The organism is Kitasatospora sp. Root107 (genome assembly GCF_001424875.1).
In the GTDB taxonomy this organism is placed as follows: Bacteria; Actinomycetota; Actinomycetes; order Streptomycetales; family Streptomycetaceae; genus Kitasatospora.
In genome coordinates, this window is record NZ_LMCT01000073.1 from 24,305 (window position 1) to 46,551 (window position 22,247).

Annotated in this window: 25 protein-coding genes; 9 read left to right on the plus strand and 16 right to left on the minus strand. The window is 72.0% G+C overall.

Translation table 11 applies throughout. The annotated features are described in order from the left end of the window. The first annotated feature begins 165 nt into the window (after positions 1–165). Genes ASC99_RS35715 through ASC99_RS35725 form a run of 3 tightly spaced genes read left to right on the plus strand, consistent with a single transcriptional unit; the run spans position 166 to position 3,667 of the window. A complete protein-coding gene (locus tag ASC99_RS35715) occupies positions 166–1,719 on the plus strand; it encodes a TldD/PmbA family protein (RefSeq protein ID WP_057240101.1) in 1,554 nt (517 codons plus the stop codon). After that, complete coding sequence (locus ASC99_RS35720) at positions 1,719–3,116, plus strand: metallopeptidase TldD-related protein (RefSeq protein WP_057240103.1); 1,398 nt, start codon at positions 1,719–1,721, stop codon at positions 3,114–3,116. Before ASC99_RS35715 ends, ASC99_RS35720 begins: the two co-directional genes overlap by 1 nt. A 2-nt stretch (positions 3,117–3,118) precedes the next feature. Continuing rightward, complete coding sequence (locus ASC99_RS35725; RefSeq protein ID WP_057240388.1) at positions 3,119–3,667, plus strand: RNA 2'-phosphotransferase; 549 nt, start codon at positions 3,119–3,121, stop codon at positions 3,665–3,667. Here ASC99_RS35725 and ASC99_RS35730 read toward each other — a convergent pair. Continuing rightward, complete coding sequence (locus tag ASC99_RS35730) at positions 3,664–3,987, minus strand: GlsB/YeaQ/YmgE family stress response membrane protein (RefSeq protein WP_369824325.1); 324 nt, start codon at positions 3,985–3,987, stop codon at positions 3,664–3,666. The genes ASC99_RS35725 and ASC99_RS35730 overlap by 4 nt on opposite strands. Positions 3,988–4,114: 127 nt before the next feature. Between ASC99_RS35730 and ASC99_RS35735 the strand changes: the two genes are divergently transcribed. Together ASC99_RS35735 and ASC99_RS35740 are read left to right on the plus strand one after the other, a co-directional pair. Further along, positions 4,115–4,444, plus strand: a complete 330-nt coding sequence (locus tag ASC99_RS35735) for a DUF3099 domain-containing protein (protein ID WP_057240105.1) — start codon at positions 4,115–4,117, stop codon at positions 4,442–4,444. Positions 4,445–4,717: 273 nt separating this feature from the next. Next, entirely contained in the window at positions 4,718–4,963 is a 246-nt protein-coding gene (locus ASC99_RS35740) for a hypothetical protein (protein WP_057240106.1), read from the plus strand. A 22-nt stretch (positions 4,964–4,985) separates the two neighbouring features. Here the strand turns inward: ASC99_RS35740 and moaA are convergent, their stop codons facing one another. The 4 genes from moaA to ASC99_RS35760 form a co-directional block, all read right to left on the minus strand. Next, positions 4,986–5,975: a GTP 3',8-cyclase MoaA gene (gene moaA / locus ASC99_RS35745; RefSeq protein WP_057240108.1), complete on the minus strand. Its 990-nt coding sequence runs from the start codon at positions 5,973–5,975 to the stop codon at positions 4,986–4,988. Positions 5,976–6,089: 114 nt separating this feature from the next. Then, positions 6,090–7,700 carry a cation acetate symporter gene (locus ASC99_RS35750; RefSeq protein ID WP_057240110.1) on the minus strand — a complete coding sequence of 537 codons (1,611 nt, stop codon included), beginning with the start codon at positions 7,698–7,700 and terminating at the stop codon, positions 6,090–6,092. Continuing rightward, complete coding sequence (locus ASC99_RS35755; protein ID WP_057240112.1) at positions 7,697–8,050, minus strand: DUF485 domain-containing protein; 354 nt, start codon at positions 8,048–8,050, stop codon at positions 7,697–7,699. The genes ASC99_RS35750 and ASC99_RS35755 overlap by 4 nt, the downstream gene beginning before the upstream one ends. A gap of 184 nt (positions 8,051–8,234) precedes the next feature. After that, complete coding sequence (locus ASC99_RS35760; RefSeq protein WP_057240114.1) at positions 8,235–9,278, minus strand: zinc-dependent alcohol dehydrogenase family protein; 1,044 nt, start codon at positions 9,276–9,278, stop codon at positions 8,235–8,237. A 168-nt stretch (positions 9,279–9,446) separates the two neighbouring features. On the opposite strand from ASC99_RS35760, the gene ASC99_RS35765 reads away from it, so the two are divergent. The 3 genes from ASC99_RS35765 to ASC99_RS35775 are packed head-to-tail and all read left to right on the plus strand — an operon-like array spanning position 9,447 to position 12,057. After that, positions 9,447–10,436, plus strand: a complete 990-nt coding sequence (locus ASC99_RS35765) for a DEDDh family exonuclease (RefSeq protein WP_057240116.1) — start codon at positions 9,447–9,449, stop codon at positions 10,434–10,436. Positions 10,437–10,466: 30 nt separating this feature from the next. Further along, positions 10,467–11,252, plus strand: a complete 786-nt coding sequence (locus ASC99_RS35770; RefSeq protein WP_057240119.1) for an SURF1 family protein — start codon at positions 10,467–10,469, stop codon at positions 11,250–11,252. A 43-nt stretch (positions 11,253–11,295) separates the two neighbouring features. Then, on the plus strand, positions 11,296–12,057 hold the full coding sequence (locus ASC99_RS35775) for an SDR family oxidoreductase (RefSeq protein WP_057240121.1): 762 nt from the start codon (positions 11,296–11,298) through the stop codon (positions 12,055–12,057). A 156-nt stretch (positions 12,058–12,213) separates the two neighbouring features. On the opposite strand, the gene ASC99_RS35780 is transcribed toward ASC99_RS35775, so the two are convergent. The 9 genes from ASC99_RS35780 to ASC99_RS35820 all read right to left on the minus strand — a co-directional run bounded on the left by ASC99_RS35780 (position 12,214) and on the right by ASC99_RS35820 (position 18,993). Further along, complete coding sequence (locus tag ASC99_RS35780) at positions 12,214–12,834, minus strand: hypothetical protein (RefSeq protein ID WP_057240123.1); 621 nt, start codon at positions 12,832–12,834, stop codon at positions 12,214–12,216. Continuing rightward, positions 12,831–13,364 carry a DUF6286 domain-containing protein gene (locus ASC99_RS35785; protein WP_157531966.1) on the minus strand — a complete coding sequence of 178 codons (534 nt, stop codon included), beginning with the start codon at positions 13,362–13,364 and terminating at the stop codon, positions 12,831–12,833. The genes ASC99_RS35780 and ASC99_RS35785 overlap by 4 nt, the downstream gene beginning before the upstream one ends. Then, positions 13,361–13,681, minus strand: a complete 321-nt coding sequence (locus ASC99_RS35790; RefSeq protein WP_057240126.1) for an iron-sulfur cluster assembly protein — start codon at positions 13,679–13,681, stop codon at positions 13,361–13,363. The genes ASC99_RS35785 and ASC99_RS35790 overlap by 4 nt, the downstream gene beginning before the upstream one ends. Further along, a complete protein-coding gene (locus ASC99_RS35795; RefSeq protein WP_057240128.1) occupies positions 13,681–13,872 on the minus strand; it encodes a hypothetical protein in 192 nt (63 codons plus the stop codon). The genes ASC99_RS35790 and ASC99_RS35795 overlap by 1 nt, the downstream gene beginning before the upstream one ends. A 24-nt stretch (positions 13,873–13,896) precedes the next feature. Beyond that, positions 13,897–14,355, minus strand: a complete 459-nt coding sequence (locus ASC99_RS35800) for an Asp23/Gls24 family envelope stress response protein (RefSeq protein WP_057240392.1) — start codon at positions 14,353–14,355, stop codon at positions 13,897–13,899. A gap of 175 nt (positions 14,356–14,530) precedes the next feature. Continuing rightward, complete coding sequence (locus tag ASC99_RS35805) at positions 14,531–15,337, minus strand: enoyl-CoA hydratase/isomerase family protein (RefSeq protein WP_057240130.1); 807 nt, start codon at positions 15,335–15,337, stop codon at positions 14,531–14,533. A gap of 256 nt (positions 15,338–15,593) precedes the next feature. Further along, entirely contained in the window at positions 15,594–15,827 is a 234-nt protein-coding gene (locus tag ASC99_RS35810; RefSeq protein ID WP_057240394.1) for a helix-turn-helix domain-containing protein, read from the minus strand. Positions 15,828–16,167: 340 nt separating this feature from the next. Further along, complete coding sequence (locus ASC99_RS35815) at positions 16,168–17,766, minus strand: ABC-F family ATP-binding cassette domain-containing protein (RefSeq protein ID WP_057240132.1); 1,599 nt, start codon at positions 17,764–17,766, stop codon at positions 16,168–16,170. A 309-nt stretch (positions 17,767–18,075) separates the two neighbouring features. After that, on the minus strand, positions 18,076–18,993 hold the full coding sequence (locus ASC99_RS35820; RefSeq protein WP_057240134.1) for a hypothetical protein: 918 nt from the start codon (positions 18,991–18,993) through the stop codon (positions 18,076–18,078). 351 nt (positions 18,994–19,344) lie between these two features. Here ASC99_RS35820 and ASC99_RS35825 point away from each other — a divergent pair, with 351 nt between their 5' ends. Further along, positions 19,345–20,418, plus strand: a complete 1,074-nt coding sequence (locus tag ASC99_RS35825) for a glycoside hydrolase family 26 protein (RefSeq protein WP_057240136.1) — start codon at positions 19,345–19,347, stop codon at positions 20,416–20,418. Here ASC99_RS35825 and ASC99_RS35830 read toward each other — a convergent pair. Further along, complete coding sequence (locus tag ASC99_RS35830; protein ID WP_057240138.1) at positions 20,395–21,552, minus strand: GNAT family N-acetyltransferase; 1,158 nt, start codon at positions 21,550–21,552, stop codon at positions 20,395–20,397. The genes ASC99_RS35825 and ASC99_RS35830 overlap by 24 nt on opposite strands. Further along, positions 21,549–22,238, minus strand: coding sequence for a Wzz/FepE/Etk N-terminal domain-containing protein (locus tag ASC99_RS35835; RefSeq protein ID WP_057240140.1), 690 nt, complete (start codon positions 22,236–22,238; stop codon positions 21,549–21,551). Before ASC99_RS35835 ends, ASC99_RS35830 begins: the two co-directional genes overlap by 4 nt. Between the last annotated feature and the right edge of the window lie 9 nt (positions 22,239–22,247).

Sequence of the window (22,247 nt, forward strand, 5' to 3'; positions counted from 1 at the left end):
GCACCCCACCGCCGCTCCTTCACCCACCCCCCAATTGCCGGAGGGTCTATGCCCTGACGCGCCGTAAATCTGCTGGCCCAACTCCCGTCCGGCAGGACATGATGCGATGCGGGTGCCCCTGCCCGGGGCGCCCGCCGCCGTTCGTCCCCCGACCCAGGGAGCCCGATGCCCCCGACGCCCAGCACAGGCCGTACCCAAGGCCGTGCCGTCGATCCTCTGTTCCTCGCGTACCCGCTGCGCACCCTCGCCGACGCCGCCCTGGGCCGGGCGACACAGTTGGGCGCCGCCCATGCCGACTTCCGGCTGGAGCGGGTCCGCAGCGCCGCCTGGCGGCTGCGGGACGCCCGCCCGGCAGGCTCCTCCGACAGCGTCCAGCTGGGCTTCGCGGTCCGGGTGCTGCTGGACGGCGCCTGGGGGTTCGCGGCCGGGGTCGACCTGACCCCGGAGGCGGCCGTCCGGGTCGCCGAGCAGGCCGTCGCGGTGGCCCGGCTGTCCGGCGGGATCAGCCGGGCGGCCGGCGGCACCGACCTGGTCGAGCTGGCCGCGGAGCCGGTGCACGCCGACGCCACCTGGGTCTCCGCGTACGAGATCAACCCGTTCGAGGTGCCGGACGCGGAGAAGACCGCGCTGCTGGCCGAGTGGAGCCACCGGCTGCTGGCCGCCGACGGCGTCTCGCACGTCTCGGCCTCGGTGCTGACGGTGCAGGAGAACAAGTTCTACGCGGACACCGCGGGCACCGTCACCACCCAGCAGCGCGTCCGGCTGCACCCGACCCTGGACGCCACCTCGGTGGACGAGCGGACCGGCGCCTTCGACTCGATGCGCACGCTGGCCCCGCCGGTCGGGCGTGGCTGGGAGTACCTGCTCGGCACCGGCTGGGACTGGAACGCCGAACTCGCCGAGCTGCCCGGCCTGCTGGCCGAGAAGATGAAGGCCCCGAGCGTCGAGGCGGGCCGCTACGACCTGGTGATCGACCCGTCCAACCTGTGGCTGACCATCCACGAGTCGATCGGCCACGCCACCGAGCTGGACCGCGCGCTCGGCTACGAGGCCGCCTACGCGGGCACCTCCTTCGCCACCTTCGACAAGCTCGGCTCGCTGAAGTACGGCTCCGAGCTGATGCACGTCACCGGCGACCGCACCGCCGAGCACGGCCTCTCCACCATCGGCTACGACGACGAGGGGGTGGCCACCCAGAGCTGGGACCTGGTCAAGGACGGGGTCCTGGTCGGCTACCAACTCGACCGGGCGATGGCCAGGTTGAAGGACCTGGGCCGCTCCAACGGCTGCGCCTACGCGGACTCCCCCGGGCACGTCCCGGTGCAGCGGATGGCCAACGTCTCGCTCCAGCCGGCCGCCGACGGGCCGAGCACCGAGGGCCTGTTCGCCCAGGTGGAGAACGGCCTGTACATCGTCGGCGACCGCTCCTGGTCGATCGACATGCAGCGCTACAACTTCCAGTTCACCGGCCAGCGCGCCTACGCCATCAAGAACGGCCAACTGGCCGGTCAGGTCAAGGACTTCGCCTACCAGGCCACCACCACCGACTTCTGGGGCTCGATGAGCGCCGTCGGCGGCCCCGAGACCTACGTGCTCGGCGGTGCCTTCAACTGCGGCAAGGCCCAGCCGGGCCAGGTCGCGGCGGTCAGCCACGGCTGCCCGTCCGCGCTGTTCCGCGAGGTCAACGTGCTCAACACGCAGCAGGAGGCGGGTCACTGATGCCCTACATCCACCCGCACGAGCTGGTCGAGCGCGCGCTCGAACTCTCCCAGGCCGACGGCTGCGTGGTCATCGCCGACGAGGAGTCCACCGCCAACCTGCGCTGGGCCGGCAACGCGCTGACCACCAACGGCGTCACCCGGGGCCGCCGCCTCACCGTGATCGCCACCGTGGACGGCGCCGAGGGCACCGCCTCCGGCGTGGTCGCCCGCGACGCCGTCACGCTGGACGAGGTGGAGAGCCTGGTCCGGGCCGCCGAGGCCGCCGCCCGCGACGCGGGCCCGGCCGAGGACGCCCAGCCGCTGGTGCTCGGCCGCGAGTCCTCGCCTGACTTCACCGCGCCGCCCGCCGAGACCTCGGTCGAGGTCTTCACGAAGTTCGCCCCGGCCCTCGGCGAGGCCTTCGCCCGGGCCCGGCAGGACGGCCAGCTGCTGTACGGCTTCGCCCGGCACGAGCTGACCAGCAGCTACCTGGGCACCTCCACCGGCCTGCGACTGCGGCACGACCAGCCGACCGGCACGGTCGAGCTGAACGCCAAGACCGAGGACCTGTCCGGCTCCGCCTGGGCCGGCGCCGCCACCCGGGACTTCACCGACGTGGACGTGCGCGAGCTGCACGCCGAGGTCACCAAGCGGCTCGGCTGGGGCCGGAAGAAGATCGACCTCCCGGCCGGCCGGTACGAGACGCTGCTGCCGCCCACCGCGGTCGCCGACCTGATGGTCTATCTGAGCTGGTCCTCCGGCGGCCGGGACGCCACCGAGGGACGCACGGTCTTCTCCAAGCCGAACGGCAGCACCCGGATCGGCGAGCGGCTCAGCCCGCTGCCGCTCACCCTGCGCTCCGACCCGGCCCACCCGGGCCTGGAGGCCGCGCCGTTCGTGCTGACCCACGCCTCCGGCGAGGACAGCTCGGCCTTCGACAACGGCCTGCCGCTGACCGCCACCGACTGGATCAAGGACGGTGAGCTGACCAACCTGCTGACCACCCGTCACTCCAGCGGCCTGACCGGCCTGCCGCTCACCCCGCCGATCGACAACCTGGTGCTGGCCGTCGACGACCAGGAGGGCGCGCCCACCCTGGATGAGATGATCGCCCGCACCGAGCGCGGCCTGCTGCTCACCTGCCTCTGGTACATCCGCGAGGTGGACCCGGCGACCCTGCTGCTCACCGGCCTGACCCGGGACGGCGTCTACCTGGTCGAGAACGGCGAGGTGGTCGGCCAGGTGAACAACTTCCGCTTCAACGAGTCCCCGGTGGACCTGCTGAACCGGATCACCGAGGTCGGGAAGACCGAAGCCTGCCTGCCCCGCGAGTGGGGCGACTGGTTCACCCGCACCGCGATGCCGCCGGTCCGGGTGGCCGACTTCAACATGAGCTCGGTCAGCCAGGCGTCATGACCCTGGACGCGAAGCGGACCGTACGGGTCTCCAAGACGCTCTCCCGGGTGCTCCGGCACGACCCGGCCTCGGTCGGCATCACGCTGGACGAAGCCGGCTGGGTCGCGGTCGACACCCTGCTCGCCGCACTGGCGAAGCGCGGCACCCGGGTCAGCCGGGCCGAGCTGGACCACGTGGTGGAGACCAACAACAAGCGCCGCTTCGCGTACTCGGAGGACGGCTCGCGGATCCGGGCCAGCCAGGGCCACTCGGTGGCGGTCGACCTCGGTCTGGCCGCCACCGAGCCGCCCCCGGTGCTCTACCACGGCACCACCGGACGGAACCTGGACGCGATCCAGCGCGAGGGCCTGCGGCCGATGAGCCGTCAGGACGTGCACCTGTCCGCGGACACCGAGACGGCCGTGCGGGTGGGTTCCCGACACGGCCGTCCGGTGCTGCTGGCGGTCGACGCGGCCGCGATGGCGGCGGCGGGGCACGAGTTCCGGGTCAGCGCCAACGGTGTGTGGCTGACCGACCGGGTGCCGGCGGAGTTCTTGGCGACAGCGACCTAGACGCGCTTGCGTGAGCCCCAGACCGGGGAGATCACCACGATCAGCAGCACGGCGGCGCCGAGCTGGAAGGCGTGCCGCCACCAGTCGAACCCCCGGGTGTCGGCGACGCCGAACAGGTGGGCGACCACATTGCCCAGCAGTGCCCCGGCCATGCCGAGCACCATGGTCAGCCAGATCGGGATGTCCTGCTTACCGGGAATCACCAGCCGGGCGATGCCGCCCAGAATCAGTCCCTCGATCAGCGCCGAGATGATCGACCACATGTCAGCTCCCGAGAGCGCGGCCCGCCGACCGTCGACGGTGCCGCCCTTCTGGATCACAGTTTTTGCCCCACCCGGCCCGTCCGCACCTCGGGCGGGCCGTTTCGTGCCCCCACCCTCCTCCGGTCGTGTGAACCAGGCGTACGGTGATGAAGCCGTACCGGGTGCTGACGAGGGTGGTAGACGCATGGGCAAGCGGGGCGAGGTCTTCCGGATCACCGGGGCGCGGAGCAGTCTCTCCGAGGATGTCCGGGGGCGCCAGCGGCGCTACGTGATCTCGATGCTGGTGCGCACCCTCTGCGTGCTGCTCGCGGTGGTGCTCTGGGATGTGGAGCGCCACCTCGCCTTCGTCGCGCTCGCGGGCGGGGTGCTGCTCCCCTACTTCGCGGTGCTGATCGCCAACGCCGGGCGGGAGCGGGCGCCGGGCCTGCCGAGCACCTTCGCGGTGCCCGCCGACACCCCCCTGATGCTCGGCCCTGGCGGCACCGGCGGTGGCGGCGACCGGAGCGAGGCCTGATCACACCGCCCGATTTGCCGCCGTATCAAGCGATTTGACCGACAGAAAGCTCAGAACAACCTCAGATTAATCTTGGCAGAGCTAGGCACAGCGGCGGTTCGGCGTGACATACTGCGTACGCGCTCCGCATCCCCCGTCGGAGCGACAGACCGACGCCGGGCGGCTCCCCCCGTGGCTGCCCGGCGTCGTCATGCCCCGCTCCGGGTGGGGGACTTCGGGCGGGTGCGAGACTGGCGGTGAACACTCCCGCCCACGGCACCAGGACGGCACACCATGGACACGCCCCCGCTCAGTCTCTTCGGCGGCCCGACCGGCCCCGAGGGCCCGCCGGTCTGCTCGGGCAAGGGGTGCCGCAAGCCCGCCGAGTGGGTGCTGGTGTGGAACAACCCGAAGCTGCACACCCCGGACCGCCGGAAGACCTGGCTGGCCTGCGAGGACCACCGCGAGCACCTGTCCCAGTTCCTGGGCGTGCGGGGCTTCCTCAAGGAGACCGTCGCCTTCGACCAGTTCCTGGGTTAGAGGGGCCAGGGCTGACTGGCTGTCAGCCGCCGATCGCCGACATCGGCCGCTCGGGCTGCAGGAACTCCGGGTTGTCGATCCCCGCGCCCGCCTTCTTGCCCCACATCGCAGCCCGCCAGAGCGCACCGATCTCGGCGTCGCTGCCGCCCTCGCGCAGGGCGGTCCGCAGGTCGGTCTCGCCGGTCGCGAACAGGCAGTTGCGGACCTGGCCGTCGGCGGTCAGCCTGGTCCGGTCGCAGGCCCGGCAGAACGGCCTGGTGACCGAGGCGATCACGCCCACGCTCGCCGGGCCGCCGTCCACCAGCCAGCGCTCGGCCGGCGCCGCACCCCGGACCGCGGACGGCTCGGGGGTGAGCGTGAAGCGGCTGTGCAGCCGGTCCAGGATCTCCTCGGCGGTGACCATCTGCGAGCGGTCCCAGCCGTGTTGGGCGTCCAGCGGCATCTGCTCGATGAACCGCAGCTGGTAGCCGTGCGCCAGGCACCACTCCAGCAGGTCGGCCGCCTCGTGGTCGTTGACCCCGCGCATCAGCACCGCGTTCAGCTTCACCGGGGTCAGCCCGGCGGCCTCGGCGGCGGCCAGACCGTCCAGTACGTCCTGGTGGCGGCGGCGCCGGGTCAGGGTGAAGAAGACCTCCGGGTCCAGGGTGTCCATCGAGACGTTCACCCGGTCCAGGCCGGCCGCCTTCAGCGCGGCGGCGGTCTTGGCCAGGCCGATGCCGTTGCTGGTCAGCGAGAGCTCGGGGCGCGGCGTCAGCTCGGCGCAGGCGGCCACGATCGACACCAGACCGGGCCGCAGCAGCGGCTCACCGCCGGTGAACCGGACCTCGGTGACCCCCAGGTCGGTGACCGCGATCGAGACCAGCCGGACGATCTCCTCGTCGGTGAGCAGGTCGCTCTTCCCGAGCCACTGGAGACCTTCCTCAGGCATGCAGTAGGTACAGCGCAGGTTGCACCGGTCGGTCAGGGAGACCCGGAGATCGACGGCCTGTCGGCCGAAGGTGTCGAGAAGCACGGTGTCGGCCCCCTTCCCATGGAACGCAGCTGGCCCGGCCACCGAACGCGGTAGGCCGGGCCAGCTTAACTCCGTAGCCCCTCGGGGTCGGAGTGATATCCGTCCGGTGGGACGTCAGTGCGCGCCGAGGCCGGTCAGCGAGCGGACCTCGAGCTCGGCCGCCTTGACCGGATCGGCCTTCTCCTTGGCCAGCACGGTGCCGATCCAGCCGGCCAGGAAGCCGACCGGGATGGAGACCAGGCCGGGGTTCTCCAGCGGGAACCAGTGGAAGTCGCTGTGCGGGAACAGCGACTTCTCGGTGCCGGAGACCACGGTGGAGAAGAACACCAGGGTGACCGAGCTGATCAGGCCGGCGTAGACCGAGCTGACCGCACCGGCGGTGTTGAAGCGCTTCCAGAACAGCGAGTACAGCAGCGTCGGCAGGTTGGCCGAGGCGGCCACCGCGAAGGCCAGCGCGACCAGCGCGGCGGTGTTGAGCTTGTCGGCGAACAGGCTGAGCACGATGGCGACCGCGCCGATCCCGATCGCGGCCAGCTTGGCCGAGCGGACCTCCTCCTTCTCGCTGGCCTTGCCGCGCCGGATCACGTTGGCGTACAGGTCATGGGCGAACGAGGCCGAGGAGGCCAGCGTCAGCCCGGCGACCACGGCCAGGATGGTGGCGAACGCGACGGCCGAGATGACCGCCAGCAGGATCGCGCCGCCGGTGGTGCCCGCACCGCCGCCGAGGTGCTCGGCCAGCAGTGGGGCGGCGGTGTTGCCCGCCGCGTTGGAGGCCTTGATGACCTTCGGGCCGACCAGCGCGGCGGCACCGAAGCCGAGCGCCAGGGTCATCAGGTAGAAGCCGCCGATGATGCCGATCGCCCACAGCACCGACTTCCGGGCCGCCTTGGCGGTGGGCACGGTGTAGAAGCGGACCAGGATGTGCGGCAGGCCCGCGGTGCCGAGCACCAGGGCCAGGCCCAGGCTGAGGAAGTCCAGCTTGCTGGTGCCGGTGGCGCCGTACTTGAGTCCTGGCTCCAGAAAGGCCGAGCCCTTGGCGGAGGCGTCGGCGGCGGCGCCGAGCAGGGCGGAGACGTTGAAGTCGTACTTGGCCAGCACCAGCACGGTCATCAGCGCGGTGCCCGCGATCAGCAGCACCGCCTTGACGATCTGCACCCACGTGGTGCCCTTCATGCCGCCGATCGCCACGTAGATCACCATCAGCGCGCCGACCGCGACGATGGTCCAGCGCTTGGCGCTGTCGCCGCTCACCCCGAGCAGCAGCGCGACCAGCGAGCCCGCGCCGACCATCTGGGCCAGCAGGTAGAAGATCGACACCACGATGGTGGAGATGCCGGCGGCGGTACGCACCGGGCGCTGGCGCATCCGGAAGGCCAGCACGTCGGCCATCGTGTAGCGGCCGGAGTTGCGCAGCGGCTCGGCCACCAGCAGCAGCGCGACCAGCCAGSCGACCAGGAAGCCGATCGAGTACAGGAAGCCGTCGTAGCCGAACAGCGCGATCGCCCCGGCGATGCCGAGGAAGGAGGCCGCCGACATGTAGTCGCCGGAGATCGCCAGGCCGTTCTGGAAACCGGTGAAGCCGCGCCCGCCGGCGTAGAAGTCGGCGGCGTCCTTGGTCTGCCGCCCGGCCCAGATGGTGATGCCCAGGGTGGCGAGCACGAAGACGCCGAACAGCGTCATGGTGAGGCCGCGGTGTTCGGTCGCAGCGGTGGCCAGTGTGCTCATTCGCCCGACTCCCGGGGGTTGATGACGGTGGCCCGCTCGCGGATCAGGGTGGCGGGCGGGTCGAGGCGGCGGTCGGCGAAGCGCGCGTACCAGGCGGCGATCGCGAAGGTGCTGGCGAACTGCAGCAGTCCGAGCAGCAGCGCCATGTTGATGTGCCCGAACAGCTTGATCCCCATGAAGGCGGGCGCGTAGCTGGAGAGCAGCACGTACAGCAGGTACCAGAGCAGGAAGCCTGCGGTCACCGGGAAGACGAACCCCCGGAAGGTCTTCCGCAGAGCGATGAACTCGGCGCTCTCCTCGATCAGTTGGACATGGGTCGGGGCGCTCTCGGCGGTGGGTGGGCTATCCATGCGGCGTCTCCTGTGTGTTCGGGCGGCACTGAGGGAAACGAATGGGACGTGAGGGGCGTCACAGTCGCGGGATCGGCTGCATGTTAGGGCTTACGAACGATCAGCGACAGACCTCGTACCCGATTTTGACCGGAAAAGGTCAAATGGCGGCACCGCCGTGCGGTGCCGCCATCCTGAGGAACCGTCAGAAGGTGATCCGGACCTTCAGCGCCGAGCGGTCGTCCATCGCCCGGTAGCCGTCCGGCACCCCGTCCAGGTCGACCGTGCGGTCGAAGACCAGACCCGGATTGATCGTCCCGGCCAGCACGTCGGCGAGCAGCTCGGGGATGTACGCGCGGGCGGGGGCGACGCCGCCGCCGACCGAGACGTTGCGGTTGAACATCTGGCCGATGTCCACGCCCGCGCTGCCGCCGTGCGGGACGCCGACGTAGCCGACCCCGCCGCCGTCCCGGGTGATCGAGATCGCGGTGCGCATCGACTCCTCGGTGCCGACCGCCTCCAGCACGGCGTGCGCGCCCTGACCGCCCGTCAGCTCGCGGACCGCCTCGATCGCCGCCTCGCCGCGCTCGGCCACCACGTCGGTGGCGCCGAACGCCCGGGCGATGTCGGTACGGGCCTGGTGCCGGCCGAGTGCGATGATCCGCCCGGCGCCGAGCCGGTGCGCGGCCAGCACGCCGCACAGGCCGACCGCGCCGTCGCCGACCACGGCCACCGTGGCCCCGGGGCGCACCCCGGCCGAGACGGCCGCGTGGTGGCCGGTGCTCATCACGTCGGAGAGCGCCAGCAGCGAGGCCATCAGCTTCTCGTCGCCGACCGCCTCCTGAGGCAGCTTCACCAGCGTGCCGTCGGCGAACGGCACCCGGACCGCCTCGCCCTGCCCGCCGTCCGAGCCGACCTCGCCCCAGAAGCCGCCGTGCGGGCAGGAGGTCTGCAGGCCCTCGCGGCAGAAGTCACAGACGCCGTCCGACCAGACGAACGGCGCCACCACCAGGTCACCCGTCTTCACCCCGGCGACCTCACGACCGACCTCCTCGACGACGCCGAGGAACTCGTGCCCGATCCGCTGCCCCGGCTGACGGGCCGCCACTCCCCGGTACGCCCACAGGTCGCTGCCGCAGATGCAGGCGTTCAGCACCCGGACCACCGCGTCGGTCGGCCGCTCGATCCTCGGGTCGGGGACCTCCTCGATCCGGATGTCGTTCGGGCCGTGGATCACGGTGGCGCGCATGAGGGATCTTCCTTCTGCCTGGTGCATGGTGCGGGGTCGCCCTGGTAGGACCACCACCGCTCCCACGATATTCCGGGGTGTCGCGTACGCCACTTTCGGCGCTCCCCGGCGGTCCGGAATCCGCCGAATGACCTTGGGTGTGGGTGCGCGCCCTTAAGCTGGTCCACCATGTACGCGATCCAGTCCCCGAGCGGCGAACCCACCTGGGCCGCGCCGTTCCCGGCGCAGCGCAGCACCGAGCACGGTCAGGGCTTCGCCGTGGTCGACGTCGAGACCACCGGGCTCGGCCGCACCGACCGGGTCATCTCGGCCGGTGTCTACCAACTGGACGCGTTCGGCGAGGTCACCGACCACTGGTACACCCTGGTCAACCCCGAGCGGGATCCGGGCCCGACCTGGATCCACGGCCTGACCAGCCGGGAGCTGGCCGGGGCGCCGACCTTCCCGGAGATCGCCGCCGAGCTGGGCGAGCGGCTGGCCGGGCGGGTGATGGTGGCCCACAACGCGCTCTTCGACTGGAACATGATCTCCCGCGAGTACTCGCGCGCCGGGCTGCGCGCCCCCGTCGAGCAGCGGCTCTGCACCATGGTGCTGTCCCGCGACCTCGGCCTGCCGCTGCCCAACGGCAAACTGGCCAGCCTGGCCGAGTACTTCGGCGTCCAGCAGCGCCAGGCGCACAACGCGCTGGACGACGCCCGGGTGCTGGCCGAGGCGTTCCGCCCCAGCCTGCAACTGGCCCGCCAGGCCGGGGTGCCGCTGCCGCTGACCAACTGTGTAGCCGTCACCGATCTGGGCGAGGACGCCTCCTCGCCGCCTCGGTCCGGGTTCTCCTCCTCCTACCGCCCGAGCCGCAAGCGCCCCGCCTGCCCGTACCCGAACCCGGGCCGCTGGGTGGACGGCAGCCCGCTGGTGCAGGGCATGCGGGTGGCCATCACCGGCGACACCGCCACCGACCGCGAGCTGCTGGAGGACCGCGCCATCGAGGCCGGCCTGCACATCGCCTCCTCGGTCAGCCGCCTGACCAGCCTGCTGGTCACCAACGAGGCGGGCAGCTGGAGCGGCAAGGCCCGCAAGGCCCGCGAGCTCGGCACCCCGGTGGTCGGCGAGGACGCCTTCCTGCACCTGCTCCGCGAGGTCGTCCCCCACCCCGGTGTGTGAGCACGACGTAAGTGCGCGTAGTTTGCCGATGTGTACCGATTTCTGCTCTCCTGGCGCTGGGCGGCCCTTGCCCTGCTCGCCGCGCTGCTCGTCCCGGCCATGGTCGAGCTGGGCTTCTGGCAGTTCCACCGGCACCAGGCCCGGGTCGCCCGCAACGAGCTGATCGCGCAGAGCCTGACCGCCGCACCGGTCCCCTTCGACTCGGTCTCCAAGCCCGGCTACGCGGTGCCCAAGGACCTCACCTGGCGCACCATGAGCGCCACCGGGCAGTACGACGGCGGGCACGAGTTCGTGGTCCGCAAGCGGACCGAGCCCGGCGGCAGCAGCATCGGCTACTTCGTGATCACCCCGCTCAAGCTGGCCGACGGCAACGGTTCGGTGCTGGTCAACCGCGGCTGGGTGGACTCCGGCGAGGACGCCACCAGCTACCCCGCGGTCCCCGCCGCGCCCACCGGCCAGGTCACCGTCACCGGCCGGCTGCGCGCGGACGAGACCCGGGAGAGCAGCGGCATCAATGTCCGCGGCAAGCTGCCGGACCGTCAGTTCCACCTGATCAGCAGCACCCAGCAGGCCGAACTGACCGGCGCCCCGGTACTCGGCGGCTACCTGGAACTCGCCGCCTCCACCCCCGCCCAGGGCGACTCCCCGATCCTGCTCGAGGAGCCCGACCACTCCTCGATCGGCCCGCACATGGCGTACGCCGTCCAGTGGTGGCTGTTCGCCTGCCTGGTCCCGGTCGGCCTGGTGGTGCTGGCCCGCCGCGAGGCCCGCTCACCGGCCGCCGCCGAGCCCGAGCCCGAACTGGTCACCGTCTGACGCTGCGTCGATCGAGCCGGGTCGATCGGGCAGGATGGCCCTCATGGATCTCGGACTTCAGGACAGGGTGTACGTGGTGACCGGCGCGACCCGGGGCCTCGGCCTCGCCTCCGCGCGCGAACTGGTCGGCGACGGCGCCAAGGTGGTGCTCAGCGGCCGCACCCAGCAGGCCGTGGACGCGGCGGTCGCCGCCCTCGACGCCCCCGGCCGGGTGCACGGCGTGGTCGCCGACAACGCCGATCCCACCTCGGCCCAGCGGCTCGTCTCCGCCGCCCAGCAGACCTTCGGCCGCCTCGACGGCGTACTGGTCAGCGTCGGCGGCCCGGCGGCCGGCACCGTGCTCGACTCCACCGAGGCGGACTGGCAGCACGCCTTCGAGACCGTCGTACTCGGTGCCCTGCGGATCGCCCGCACCGCAGCCGCAGCGCTCGGTGAGGGCGGTGTGATCGCCTTCGTGCTCTCCACCTCGGTCCGGCAGCCCGTCCCCGGCCTCGGCATCTCCAACGGTCTGCGCCCGGGTCTCGCGATGGCCGCCAAGTCCCTCGCCGACGAGCTCGGCCCCCGGGGCATCCGGGTCCTCGGCCTGCTGCCCGGCCGGATCGACACCGACCGGCTCCGCGAGCTCGACGCGCTCGGCGGCGACGCGGGCGCAGCCCGCGCCCGCGCGGGGGCCACCATCCCGCTCGGCCGATACGGCACGCCGGAGGAGTTCGGCAAGGTCGCGGCGTTCGTGCTCTCCCCGGCCGCGTCCTACCTCACGGGCGTGATGATCCCGATCGACGGCGGCGCCCTGCGCTCCCTCTAGAGTAAGGCGTCTACGGTCAGGGGCTCGGGGAACTGCGACGCCGACCTCGAAAAAGGTGATCCGTGCATGGGCGGTCAGGCACTTTCGCAGTGACCCGCACGCCAGATCTCCTCGCAGTTCCCCGAGCCCCTGGCGGGTGCCACCTGGGCATGTGCCTCAGATGACCCGGCGGGGGGCCGGTTGGCGGGCCGGGGGCCGGGGGCGGGCGACCTGGAGGCGGAGGTCGGCGGGGAGGTCCTGGCCGAGGGCGATGCGGGCGTGGGCGAGCGGGCCGGTGAGGAAGCGGTCGACCGCCGAGGCCGGGTCGCCGTCGGGGGTGAGGCGGACCGCCGCCCGCAGCAGCAGGCGTTTCGGACGCCCCGTCAGCCGGGCCTGCACCCGGGCCACCTCGGGCTGCGCCACCGTCTCGGTCTCGACCGCGTCAGCCAGCGCGCGCGAGCGCAGCCGGAGCGTCACCCCCTCCGCCACCACCGGCAGCGGCACCGAACTCGGCCCGCTCCGCCGCACCTGGGCGAACAGCCACCACAGGCTCAGCGCGACCGTCAGCCCCAGCACCGCGAAGACCACCGGCCACCACCAGGTCTCCCCCGACCAGCGGGTGCGCGAGGCGTCGCTCAGCACCGGCTGGTCCGGTGAGGTGAGCGGCCACCAGTCGGGCATCCGTACATCGAGCCGGCCGTAGAGGTCGAATCCCCCGGCCAGCACCAGCGCTCCGCCGACCAGCAGCAGGACCCCGGCCAGGCCGAGCAGGACCCGGTTCACCGTGCTCCGGCTCATCGCCGCCCCTTTCCGGTCCGGACGTCCAGCCGGTGTTCTCCGGCCAGTGGTACCCGGGCCAACTCCGTCCGCAGCTCCCGCTGCACCTCGGCCGGGTCGGCGGGCCCGGCCACCGTCACCCAGGTCCTGGCGCGGCGTACCTTGACCTTCACCCAGCTCACCCCGTCCAGTTGCCCGGCCCGCCGGGTGAGCAGTGCGGCCACCCCGGCCCGGTCGATCACCGCGCCGGGCTGCCGCAGGGGCAGCCAGCGCCGCATCCCGGGCGCCACCGCGAGCCCGAGCAGCAGCACTCCGGTCAGCACGGCCACTCCGGCGGAGATCAGCACCACCGGGTCGTCCAGGTGCAGGGTGGCCAGCTGGTCAGCGGCCTCGGCCCGCCAGGGGCGGGCCCGGTGACCGGTGCGGACGGCCACCGCGTCGTACAGCAGGCCGCCACCGATCACCAGTGCGGCCACCACCACCAACGCCGTCCAGCCCGTCCGGTTCGACCGCAACCGGCGGCGCTTGAGCGGGACCTGATCCACTGTCATACCGTCGGCACCAGCCGCTCGACCACCACCACGACCTCACCGACCGTGCGTCCGGTCAGCGCGGCCAGTTCGGCTGCCACGGCTGCCCGGACCGCCGTGGCCAGGGCGGCCAGGTCGGCCGGGAAGGGCAGTTCGACGCCGAGGGTCAGCCGGACCGGGTCGCCCGGGCCGGTCACCGCGATCCGCCGGACCGCGCCGGACCGGCCGAGGGCCTGCCCGGCCGCCCGCTCGGCCAGCCGGACCAGCACCCGGTCGGCGATCCGCAGCCGCCCGCGCTCGGCGGCCGGCAGCGCGGCGGAGACCGTGGCCGCCGACATCAGCGGCGCCGGTCGCGACCGCGCAGCAGGTCACGGAGGTCGCCGAGATCGAGGTCGCCCTCGATCACCCGGCCGGCCACGAAGCCGACGCCGCCGAGGACGGCGACCAGAAGGAAAGCGGCGAACCCGCCGAAGTACCCGGCAAAGCCCAGGGCCATCCCCACCACCAGCCCGATCAGGCCGAGATTCATCCGCCTCTGCTCCTGTCTGTTGCTCTACTGGACCCTGGGCCGCTGACCGCTGCCGGCCATCGACTCCTCTTCCTCGTCGGTGTCCGGCTCGTCCGGCAGGTGGACGTCGTTGACGGCGATGTTCACCTCGACCACCTCCAGGCCGGTCATCCGCTCCACCGCCGCGATGATGTTGGCCCGCACCTCGGCCGCCAGCTTCGGGATCACCACGCCGTACTCGACGATCAGCGCGATGTCGATCGCCGTCTGCTTCTCGCCCACCTCGGCCTTGATGCCGCGTCCGATGCTGGACTTGCCGCCTGGCACCCGGTCCCGCATGGCACCGAAGGTGCGGGAGAGGCCGGAGCCGAGTGCGTGGATGCCGGAGACCTCCCGGGCGGCCATGCCCGCAATCTTCTCGACCACACCGACCGCCAGCGCGGTACGGCCGCGTTCCTCGGCGGGCTGCGGGGCGGCGGCCTTGTGGGTGTCGGTCTTCGGCATGGCGGCGGGCGTCGGGGTGTCGGGCATGGCGGGCTCCCTCTGTGTGCGGTCAAGCTATATCGCAAATCAGCCCAACTCTGACATTCCGCCACGACCCCTGCCCGCCGGAGACCTCCGGACAGCGCAAAGGGCTCACCCCGCCGGGGTGAGCCCTCTGCCAGCAGGTGACCGGCCGTCAGTCCCCGAGGCCCGCCAGGTCGCGCAGGCGGCGGGCCTGGGCGGCCCGCTCGGCGGCCCGCTGCTGCTCGAAGGAGCGGCCGCCCGCACCCTGGAGCAGCGCCTTGGTCTCGATCACCGCGCTGCGCGGTGCGGCCAGCAGGGCGGCGGTCAGGTCCCGGACGGTGCCGTCCAGCTCGGCGGCGGGGACGGCCAGGTTGGCCAGGCCGGTGGCCACCGCCTCCTCCGCGCCGACCCAGCGGCCGGTCGCACAGATCTCCAACGCCCTTGCGTAGCCGACCAGTTCGGTCAACGGCTTGGTCCCGGCCAGGTCCGGCACCAGGCCGAGCGAGGTCTCCTTCATCGCGAACTGGACGTCCTCGGCGACCACCCGCAGGTCACAGCCGAGCGCGAGCTGGAAGCCCGCGCCGACCGCGTGCCCCTGGACGGCGGCGATGCTGATCACGTCCGGCCGGCGCCACCAGGTGAACGCCTCCTGGTAGGACGCGATGGTCTCGTCCAGGTCCTTGTCGTCCGCGGCGGCGAGCTCCAGGAAGTTCCGCTCCCCCGGGATGCCCTCGGGGGAGAACATCGCCCGGTCGAGACCGGCCGAGAACGAGACGCCCTCCGCCCGCAGCACCACGACCCGTACGGTGCCCGGCAGGCTGCGGCCGATCCCGGCCAGCGCCCGCCACATCGCCGGGGACTGGGCGTTGCGCCGCTCCGGCCGACAGAGCGTCACCACGGCGGTCTCGCCGTCGAGTTCGAGCCGGACTCCGGCCTGCTCCCAGAGCTGCGGGTCGGTGTCCAGGATGGGGGTGCTCATGGCGGTACCTCCGGCGACGGTGCGGTTGGCTACCGGAGAGTAACAAAAAACCGGCGCCGCCGGACAGGCCCACTCGGACCTACTCCCACGACACCGGGAACGACGATCGGCGGTCCGGATCTCCGGCCGCCGATTCGTCTCGAGCTGCTTGCTGTTCACTGAACTGCTGGCGCCTTGCTCAAAAGCCGCACTGCACTCAATCGGCACTGCAACTCAGCCGGCACTACCCGGCCGGGTCGGATTTCCTGACAATGCGTCAGGACCCGGCTGCTGCAGCCACCTTGCCCTTGCCACGCGTGGCACCACCGCGGCCTCGGAGGATCACTCCGGACTCGCTCAACATGCGGTGCACGAAGCCGTAGGAGCGGCCGGTCTCCTCCGCAAGCGCGCGAATGCTCGCCCCGGAGTCGTATTTCTTCTTCAGATCGGCCGCGAGCTTCTCACGCGCGGCACCAGTTACCCGGCTGCCCTTTTTCAGAGTCTCGGCCACCCGTGCCTCCTCGTAGCTTTGCTCGGTCAGATTCCCATGATCACCCATAGCCAGGCTCCTGGCCACCCATTCGACAAGGTCGATACCGGGAAAGCGCAGTCTGCCGGTCGTGATCGCTGCGCACAAGGGCGCTCACAGAGGGTGCTCACGCCCCCCACCGAGGCAGCCGACCGGGCGCGGTGGGGGGCGAAATTGCTGATCAGCGCGGGCGAGCCGGTGGATGAACACTGCTCCGCGGCCAGCGGAACTTTTCAAACGGAATCCGGGACTCTCCCATTCCCGGATTCCGTCGGTGACCGGATTTTCTACGCCAGAGAACCTACTCGGCGTCTACCGGCCGTCAGGCCAGCGCGACCAGGTCCAGGTAGCCGGGGCTCCACAGGTCCTCGACACCGTCCGGCAGCAGGATGATCCGCTCCGGCTGGAGGGCCTCGACCGCGCCCTCGTCGTGGGTCACCAGGACCACCGCGCCGGAGAAGGTGCGCAGCGCGCCGAGGATCTCCTCGCGGCTGGCCGGGTCGAGGTTGTTGGTGGGCTCGTCGAGCAGCAGCACGTTGGCGCTGGAGACCACCAGCGAGGCCAGCGCGAGGCGGGTCTTCTCACCACCGGAGAGCACCCCGGCCGGCTTGTCGACGTCGTCGCCGGAGAACAGGAAGGATCCGAGGATCTTCCGGATCTGCACCAGGTCGGTGTCCGGCGCGGCGGAGCGCATGTTCTCCAGCACCGTCCGCTCCGGGTCGAGCGTCTCGTGCTCCTGGGCGTAGTAGCCGATCTTCAGACCGTGGCCGGGGATCACCTCGCCGGTGTCCGGCTGCTCGACGCCCGCGAGCATCCGCAGCAGGGTGGTCTTGCCGGCGCCGTTGAAGCCCAGGATGACCACCCGGGAACCCCGGTCGATCGCCAGGCCGACGTCGGTGAAGATCTCCAACGAGCCGTAGGACTTGGAGAGTCCACTCGCCGTCAGCGGCGTCTTCCCGCATGGGGCCGGGTCCGGGAAGCGCAGCTTGGCGACCTTGTCGGAGGCGCGGACCTGCTCGAGGCCGGAGAGCAGCTTCTCGGCCCGGCGGGCCATGTTCTGCGCGGCGACGGTCTTGGTCGCCTTCGCCCGCATCTTGTCGGCCTGCGAGTTGAGCGTCGCGGCCTTCTTCTCGGCGTTGGCGCGCTCGCGCTTACGGCGCTTCTCGTCGTCCTCGCGCTGCTGCTGGTACTGCTTCCAGCCCATGTTGTAGACGTCGATCTGGGACCGGTTGGCGTCCAGGTAGAACACCTTGTTGACCACGGTCTCGACCAGTTCGACATCGTGCGAGATCACGATGAAGCCGCCCTTGTACGTCTTCAGGAAGTCCCGAAGCCAGACGATCGAGTCGGCGTCCAGGTGGTTGGTGGGCTCGTCGAGCAGCAGGATGTCCGAGTCCGAGAACAGGATCCGGGCCAGCTCGACCCGGCGGCGCTGACCGCCGGAGAGGGTGTGCAGCTGCTGGCCGAGGATCCGGTCCGGCAGGCCCAGCGCGGCGGCGATGGTGGCGGCCTCGGCCTCTGCGGCGTACCCGCCCTTGGTCAGGAACTCGGTCTCCAGGCTGGCGTACTTCTTCATCGCCTTGTCCCGGGTGGCGCCCTGGCCGTTGGCCATCCGGTCCTCGTTCTCGCGCATCTTCTTCAGCACGGTGTCGAGGCCACGGGCGGACAGGATCCGATCGCTGGCCAGCACGTCGAGGTCGCCGGTCCGCGGGTCCTGCGGGAGGTAGCCGACCTGGCCGGTCCTGGTCACACTGCCGCCGGCCGGCAGGCCCTCGCCGGCCAGCACCTTGGTGAGCGTGGTCTTGCCGGCGCCGTTGCGGCCGACCAGACCGATCCGGTCGCCCGGGGCGATCCGGAAGTTGGCGGACTCGATCAGGACGCGGGCGCCGGCGCGCAGCTCCAGGGCGTTGGCGGAAATCATGGCTGTGGAAAACTCCTGAGACAGGCGGGGCGGCGGATGGGGGCGGGGCTGGGGTGAGGCGCCTCGGGCGCCGCGCGCCCGCTAATGCCCAGAGAGAACAGCCATGCGGCCCAGTCTACCGGCACCGGTCCAGAGCCTTTTTCGTCAGGCAGATGCTCAGCCACGTGACACCAGGGGCCCGGGGAACGGCGGCGCCGACCTTTGGAGCGTTGCACCTGCGTAGATGGTCAGGCACTTTCGCAGTGACCCGAACGCCAGATCTCCTCGCAGTTCCCCGAGCCCCTGGTCGGCTCTGGCTGAGCGCAGCGGCTACTTGGCCGGGCAGCCCGGGGTGGGGTGGAGGGCGGCGAAGGGGACGGTGCAGGTGGATTCGGGGACCGCGAGCTTGGTGTCGTAGGTGCGGGCGCCCAGGACGGGGCCGTCCTCGATGCTGACGCGTTGGTCGTCGAGGCGGCGCAGCTGGACGTTGGGCCCGGCTTCGAGCTGGAAGCCGCGGGTGGAGAGGCGGAAGCCGGTGATCCCGCCGGGCAGCGGGTTGCCCGCGCCGTTGGTGCCGGTGCAGGAGCGTGGCACCAGGACCGCGTACCCGGTGTGCACCGCCCGCAGCGGGTCGTACGAACACCCGGCCAGCGGGCGGGAGTTGAACCGGAGGTCGCCGTCGCTGTCGCGGAAGCCCATGGTCAGGGCGGGGGTGACCACCGCCACCCAGGCTTCGTCGCCGCCGACCGTCTGGAGCGCTGCGGCGGCCCGCTGGACCAGGCCGGCCTGCTTCTCCGCCTCGGTGCGCTCGAGGCCCTCCTTGACGTCCTCGCCGTGCAGCCAGTCGGCCAGGCCGGGGACGGCCCGGTGCCAGCGGACCTCGTGGTCGCTGGGGCGGACCGAGGTGACCATGCCGTCGTCCCAGATCACCACGGCGCTCTCGCCGGCCATCGCCTGGTGCAGTGCGGTGGCACCCTCCCGGCGGTAGGACCAGAGGAGTTCGCCGCTCTGCCGGTCGAAGGCTTCCAGTCCGGGGCCGACCCGGAGCTCCAGGCTGTCGGCCGAGCGGGTCTGGGCACCGACCGGGCTGGCTTCCACGCTGTCCGCGTCGCCCGGCTTCACCAGGCGGTCACCGAACGGCACCGGGCGGTTCGCGTGCGCGGCGGCACCCACCCCGAGGACCGCCAGCACGGCGAGCGCGGGCAGCACGGATCGGCGGGTGAGGGCACGCAGCGGCTTCCTGGACACGGGCGGAGCGTATCCAACCCGCGCGCCCTCCGTCAGCCAGGCACGGCGGAACACCCCCGGGGCCGACGGGACCTCCGGGGCTCACCGGCACGTCAGAAGCCCAGGTCGGCCAACGGGCAACCGGTCCGGAGCGCGGCTGGGGTGCGACTGCGGTCACTGGACGGACTGTTACAGAGGTGGTACGCAACACCTTCGGGTGAGCGGGCGGCCCCGGCAGGGGCCCTGCTGGGCCAACCCTCCCGCGCGACCTACCACTATCGAGTGACATGAGGCTTTTCTGACGGTCTGTGGGATTACCGTCGTGCCTACTGGCCTGGACAGGCCCCGCACGCCGCCCCGAGGAGAAGACCCATGCGCTTGGCCCGCCTGACGCTGGCCGCCGCCGCGCTGCTGTTGGTGACCACGGCGAGCGTTCCCTCCGGTACTCCGCTGAGCCAGACCGAGCGGCACACCGCGCTCTCCTCGGACGCCATCGAACCGCGCGGAGCGGCCCCCCGCCCGGCCGTCCAGCGGGCCAGGCACGAGCCGCCGTTCGGCGCCTTCGTCGGATCGTGGGACAACTACATCCCGAACATCGCCAAGATGGCCACCTGGCTGAACGGCGCCGACATGCAGGTCGGCCACACCTACCTGGCGGGCAACGGCTGGGGGGACGTCGAGGGCGAGCCGGTGGTGCTCGGCCTCTGGTCGCAGTGGAAGCTGGCCGACCCGCAGCGCAAGCTGGTGCTCGGCGTGCCGATGCTGGTGCCGAACGAGAACAACACGCCGGACGCCGAGGTGGCCCGGCTGCTGGCCAGGGGGAACAAGGGCGAGTTCGACCAGCACTTCCTCAAGCTGGCCAGGAAGCTGGTCGCGCTCGGCGGGCAGGACACCGTCATGACGCTGGGCTGGGAGATGAACGGCACCACCTACACCAGCCGCTGCAAGCCCGACCCGACCGCCTGGAAGGCGTACTGGCGGCGGATCGTGACGGTGATGCGCTCGGTGCCCGGGCAGCACTTCAGGTTCGACTTCAACCCGACCCGGGGGCTGGACGCCATCCCGTGGACGCGCTGCTACCCGGGCGACGACGTGGTCGACATCATCGGGATGGACAGCTACGACCAGCCCGCCGGCGGCACCTTCGACGAGTACATCTCCGAGCCGTACGGGCTGCAGGACCAGGTGGAGTTCGCGGCCAAGCGCGGCAAGCCGGTCTCGTACCCCGAGTGGGGGCTGTTCCGCAACGGCGACAACCCGGAGTTCGTCCGGCGGATGGTGGAGTGGATGCGCACTCACGACACCGCCTACCAGACCGTCACCGACTACTGCCCGCACGGCTTCTGGCAGTGCGACCGCAACCCCAGGTCGACCGCCGCGTTCAAGCAGCTGATGACCGGGTCGAAGGGCGCCGCCGCGCCGTCAGCTCCGCATCCGGGCCAGTAGCACCCGCTTCACCCCGGGCAGCCTGGTGCGCAGCTGGTGCACCAGGGCCTGCCTGACCAGCACCCGGACCGCCCGGCCTGCCGCCCACGGGGCAAGCCGGCCGGGGCCCAGCACCAGCCGCTGGTTGGGGAGCTGGTCGGGGCGCCAGCGCTGCTTGTACGGCTCCTGGCCGCGCAGCAGGCTGAGCACCGGGATCTCGGCGGCCCTGACCTCGTCCAGCGCGGCGCCGAACAGCAGACCGGCGATGTCGAGCCGCTCACGCAGGGCCGGCTTGGCGCCGTACATGTAGAGGCCGCCGAACGGCGGGCTGAGCAGCAGCAGGTTCACCGCGACCAACTCCTCGTCCAGGTAGAACCGGTGGACCGCGGCCCGGCCGGCGGCGACCAGCCCGGTGGTGGACTCGGACAGGTGGGCGGCGAACCGTTCGGTGCGGTGCTCGGGGGTGACGCCGCGGTCCTGCCACTGCTCGATGTGCAGCCGGAGCAGGCCCTCGATCGCCGCCGGCACCTCGGCCGGGGTGGCGCTGCGGACCTGGACGCCGGACTCGGCGATCTTCCGCTGCTTGACCCGGCTGCGCTGGGCGGTCTTGCCGGGCAGCCGCTTGAGCAGCTCCTCCATCGGGACCGCCGGGAGGTACTGGCAGAGCGAGTCGGCGAACCGGTGCCGTCGGCCCCGCCAGTGCCGGAACACCTGCTGGACGGCGGCCTCCGGCCGGACCTCGCGCAGCTCCAGCGAGTGCCAGGGGCGGGTCAGCGGCAGGGCGGCGGCCAGCTCGGCGGCGGCCAGGTCGGCGCAGGAGTCGTCCAGCAGGACGTCGGTGAAGTCCACCAGGCCCGCGCCGAGATTGGTCAACCCGCCGAACGGGCCCCGGCGTTGCAGTGCGGCGGCGGCCACCAGCCGGTCGTCCCGGCGGACCAGCACCAGCACCAGGGCGCCCGGGCGCCCGTAGTGGCGCCACCAGGAGGCCAGCCAGGCGGCCGACTGGAAGGAGGTGGCGGTGGCGCAGCGGGCCGCCAGCTCGTCCCACTCGGCGGCGACCCGGTCGAGGGCGTCGTCCTCCCGGCGGACCTCGGTGTGCCAGCGCGGCGCGCCGCTCTGCGCGGGCAGCGAGCCGACCGAGAGTTCGGTGGTCATCCTCGGCTCCCGGTCTGCTGCGGCTCCTTGGCGGCGGTCTCCGCGCGGCGCTTGGGGACCTCCAGGGAGAGCGCGACGGTCTGTTCGGACGGGGTCTCGGCCGGGGCGCCGGGTTCGGCGGCGCTCGCGCTCTTCGGGCGACGGGTCATCAGCACCAGGGCGCCGAGCAGCAGCCCGCCGGCCGCACCGACCGCGACGTCCAGCTGGGCGGAGGGGGTGGCCGGGCGGTCCGGTACGGCGGCTCCGGCCAGCGGGACCAGCTTGACGCCGGTCTCCTTGGTGCTGGTGTTGGCGAAGGCGATCAGCGACTTGGCCACCGCGTCGGCGGCCCGCGCGGCGTCGGTGCCCTTGGCGCCGGAGCCGGTGATCTCGATCACCGGGGCGTCCGGCGAGGTGGTGCCGCGGACCAGCTCGGCCAGCTCGTTGATGGTCCGGCCGGTCTCGGCCGCCGCGCCCGCCAGCACCTGCGGCTGGCCGGCCAGCCGGCCGTACGCCTGGGCGAAGTTGACGGCGACAGCGCCCTCGCCCGGGCCCTGCGGGACCACCACCACATAGGAGTTGGCGGTGTAGCTGGGGTGCGAGACGACGGCGTATCCGGCGCCGGCCATGGCACCCAGCGGCACGGCGAGCGCAACCGGCCACCAACGGCGGGTCAGGGTGCGCGAGCGCCTGCGCAGTTCGGACATGGGAAGCTC

Coding starts and splice junctions, on each gene's coding strand:
- ASC99_RS35800 (WP_057240392.1), bottom strand. CDS start 14,355: ATGCCGAAGACCGACACCCACAAGGCCGCCGCCCCGCAGCCCGCCGAG.
- ASC99_RS35720 (WP_057240103.1), top strand. CDS start 1,719: ATGCCCTACATCCACCCGCACGAGCTGGTCGAGCGCGCGCTCGAACTC.
- ASC99_RS35835 (WP_057240140.1), bottom strand. CDS start 22,238: ATGTCCGAACTGCGCAGGCGCTCGCGCACCCTGACCCGCCGTTGGTGG.
- ASC99_RS35785 (WP_157531966.1), bottom strand. CDS start 13,364: ATGACAGTGGATCAGGTCCCGCTCAAGCGCCGCCGGTTGCGGTCGAAC.
- ASC99_RS35815 (WP_057240132.1), bottom strand. CDS start 17,766: ATGATTTCCGCCAACGCCCTGGAGCTGCGCGCCGGCGCCCGCGTCCTG.
- ASC99_RS35715 (WP_057240101.1), top strand. CDS start 166: ATGCCCCCGACGCCCAGCACAGGCCGTACCCAAGGCCGTGCCGTCGAT.
- ASC99_RS35830 (WP_057240138.1), bottom strand. CDS start 21,552: ATGACCACCGAACTCTCGGTCGGCTCGCTGCCCGCGCAGAGCGGCGCG.
- ASC99_RS35740 (WP_057240106.1), top strand. CDS start 4,718: ATGGACACGCCCCCGCTCAGTCTCTTCGGCGGCCCGACCGGCCCCGAG.
- ASC99_RS35755 (WP_057240112.1), bottom strand. CDS start 8,050: ATGGATAGCCCACCCACCGCCGAGAGCGCCCCGACCCATGTCCAACTG.
- ASC99_RS35760 (WP_057240114.1), bottom strand. CDS start 9,278: ATGCGCGCCACCGTGATCCACGGCCCGAACGACATCCGGATCGAGGAG.
- ASC99_RS35780 (WP_057240123.1), bottom strand. CDS start 12,834: ATGAGCCGGAGCACGGTGAACCGGGTCCTGCTCGGCCTGGCCGGGGTC.
- ASC99_RS35805 (WP_057240130.1), bottom strand. CDS start 15,337: ATGAGCACCCCCATCCTGGACACCGACCCGCAGCTCTGGGAGCAGGCC.
- ASC99_RS35795 (WP_057240128.1), bottom strand. CDS start 13,872: ATGAATCTCGGCCTGATCGGGCTGGTGGTGGGGATGGCCCTGGGCTTT.
- ASC99_RS35825 (WP_057240136.1), top strand. CDS start 19,345: ATGCGCTTGGCCCGCCTGACGCTGGCCGCCGCCGCGCTGCTGTTGGTG.
- ASC99_RS35790 (WP_057240126.1), bottom strand. CDS start 13,681: ATGTCGGCGGCCACGGTCTCCGCCGCGCTGCCGGCCGCCGAGCGCGGG.
- ASC99_RS35775 (WP_057240121.1), top strand. CDS start 11,296: ATGGATCTCGGACTTCAGGACAGGGTGTACGTGGTGACCGGCGCGACC.
- ASC99_RS35765 (WP_057240116.1), top strand. CDS start 9,447: ATGTACGCGATCCAGTCCCCGAGCGGCGAACCCACCTGGGCCGCGCCG.
- ASC99_RS35735 (WP_057240105.1), top strand. CDS start 4,115: ATGGGCAAGCGGGGCGAGGTCTTCCGGATCACCGGGGCGCGGAGCAGT.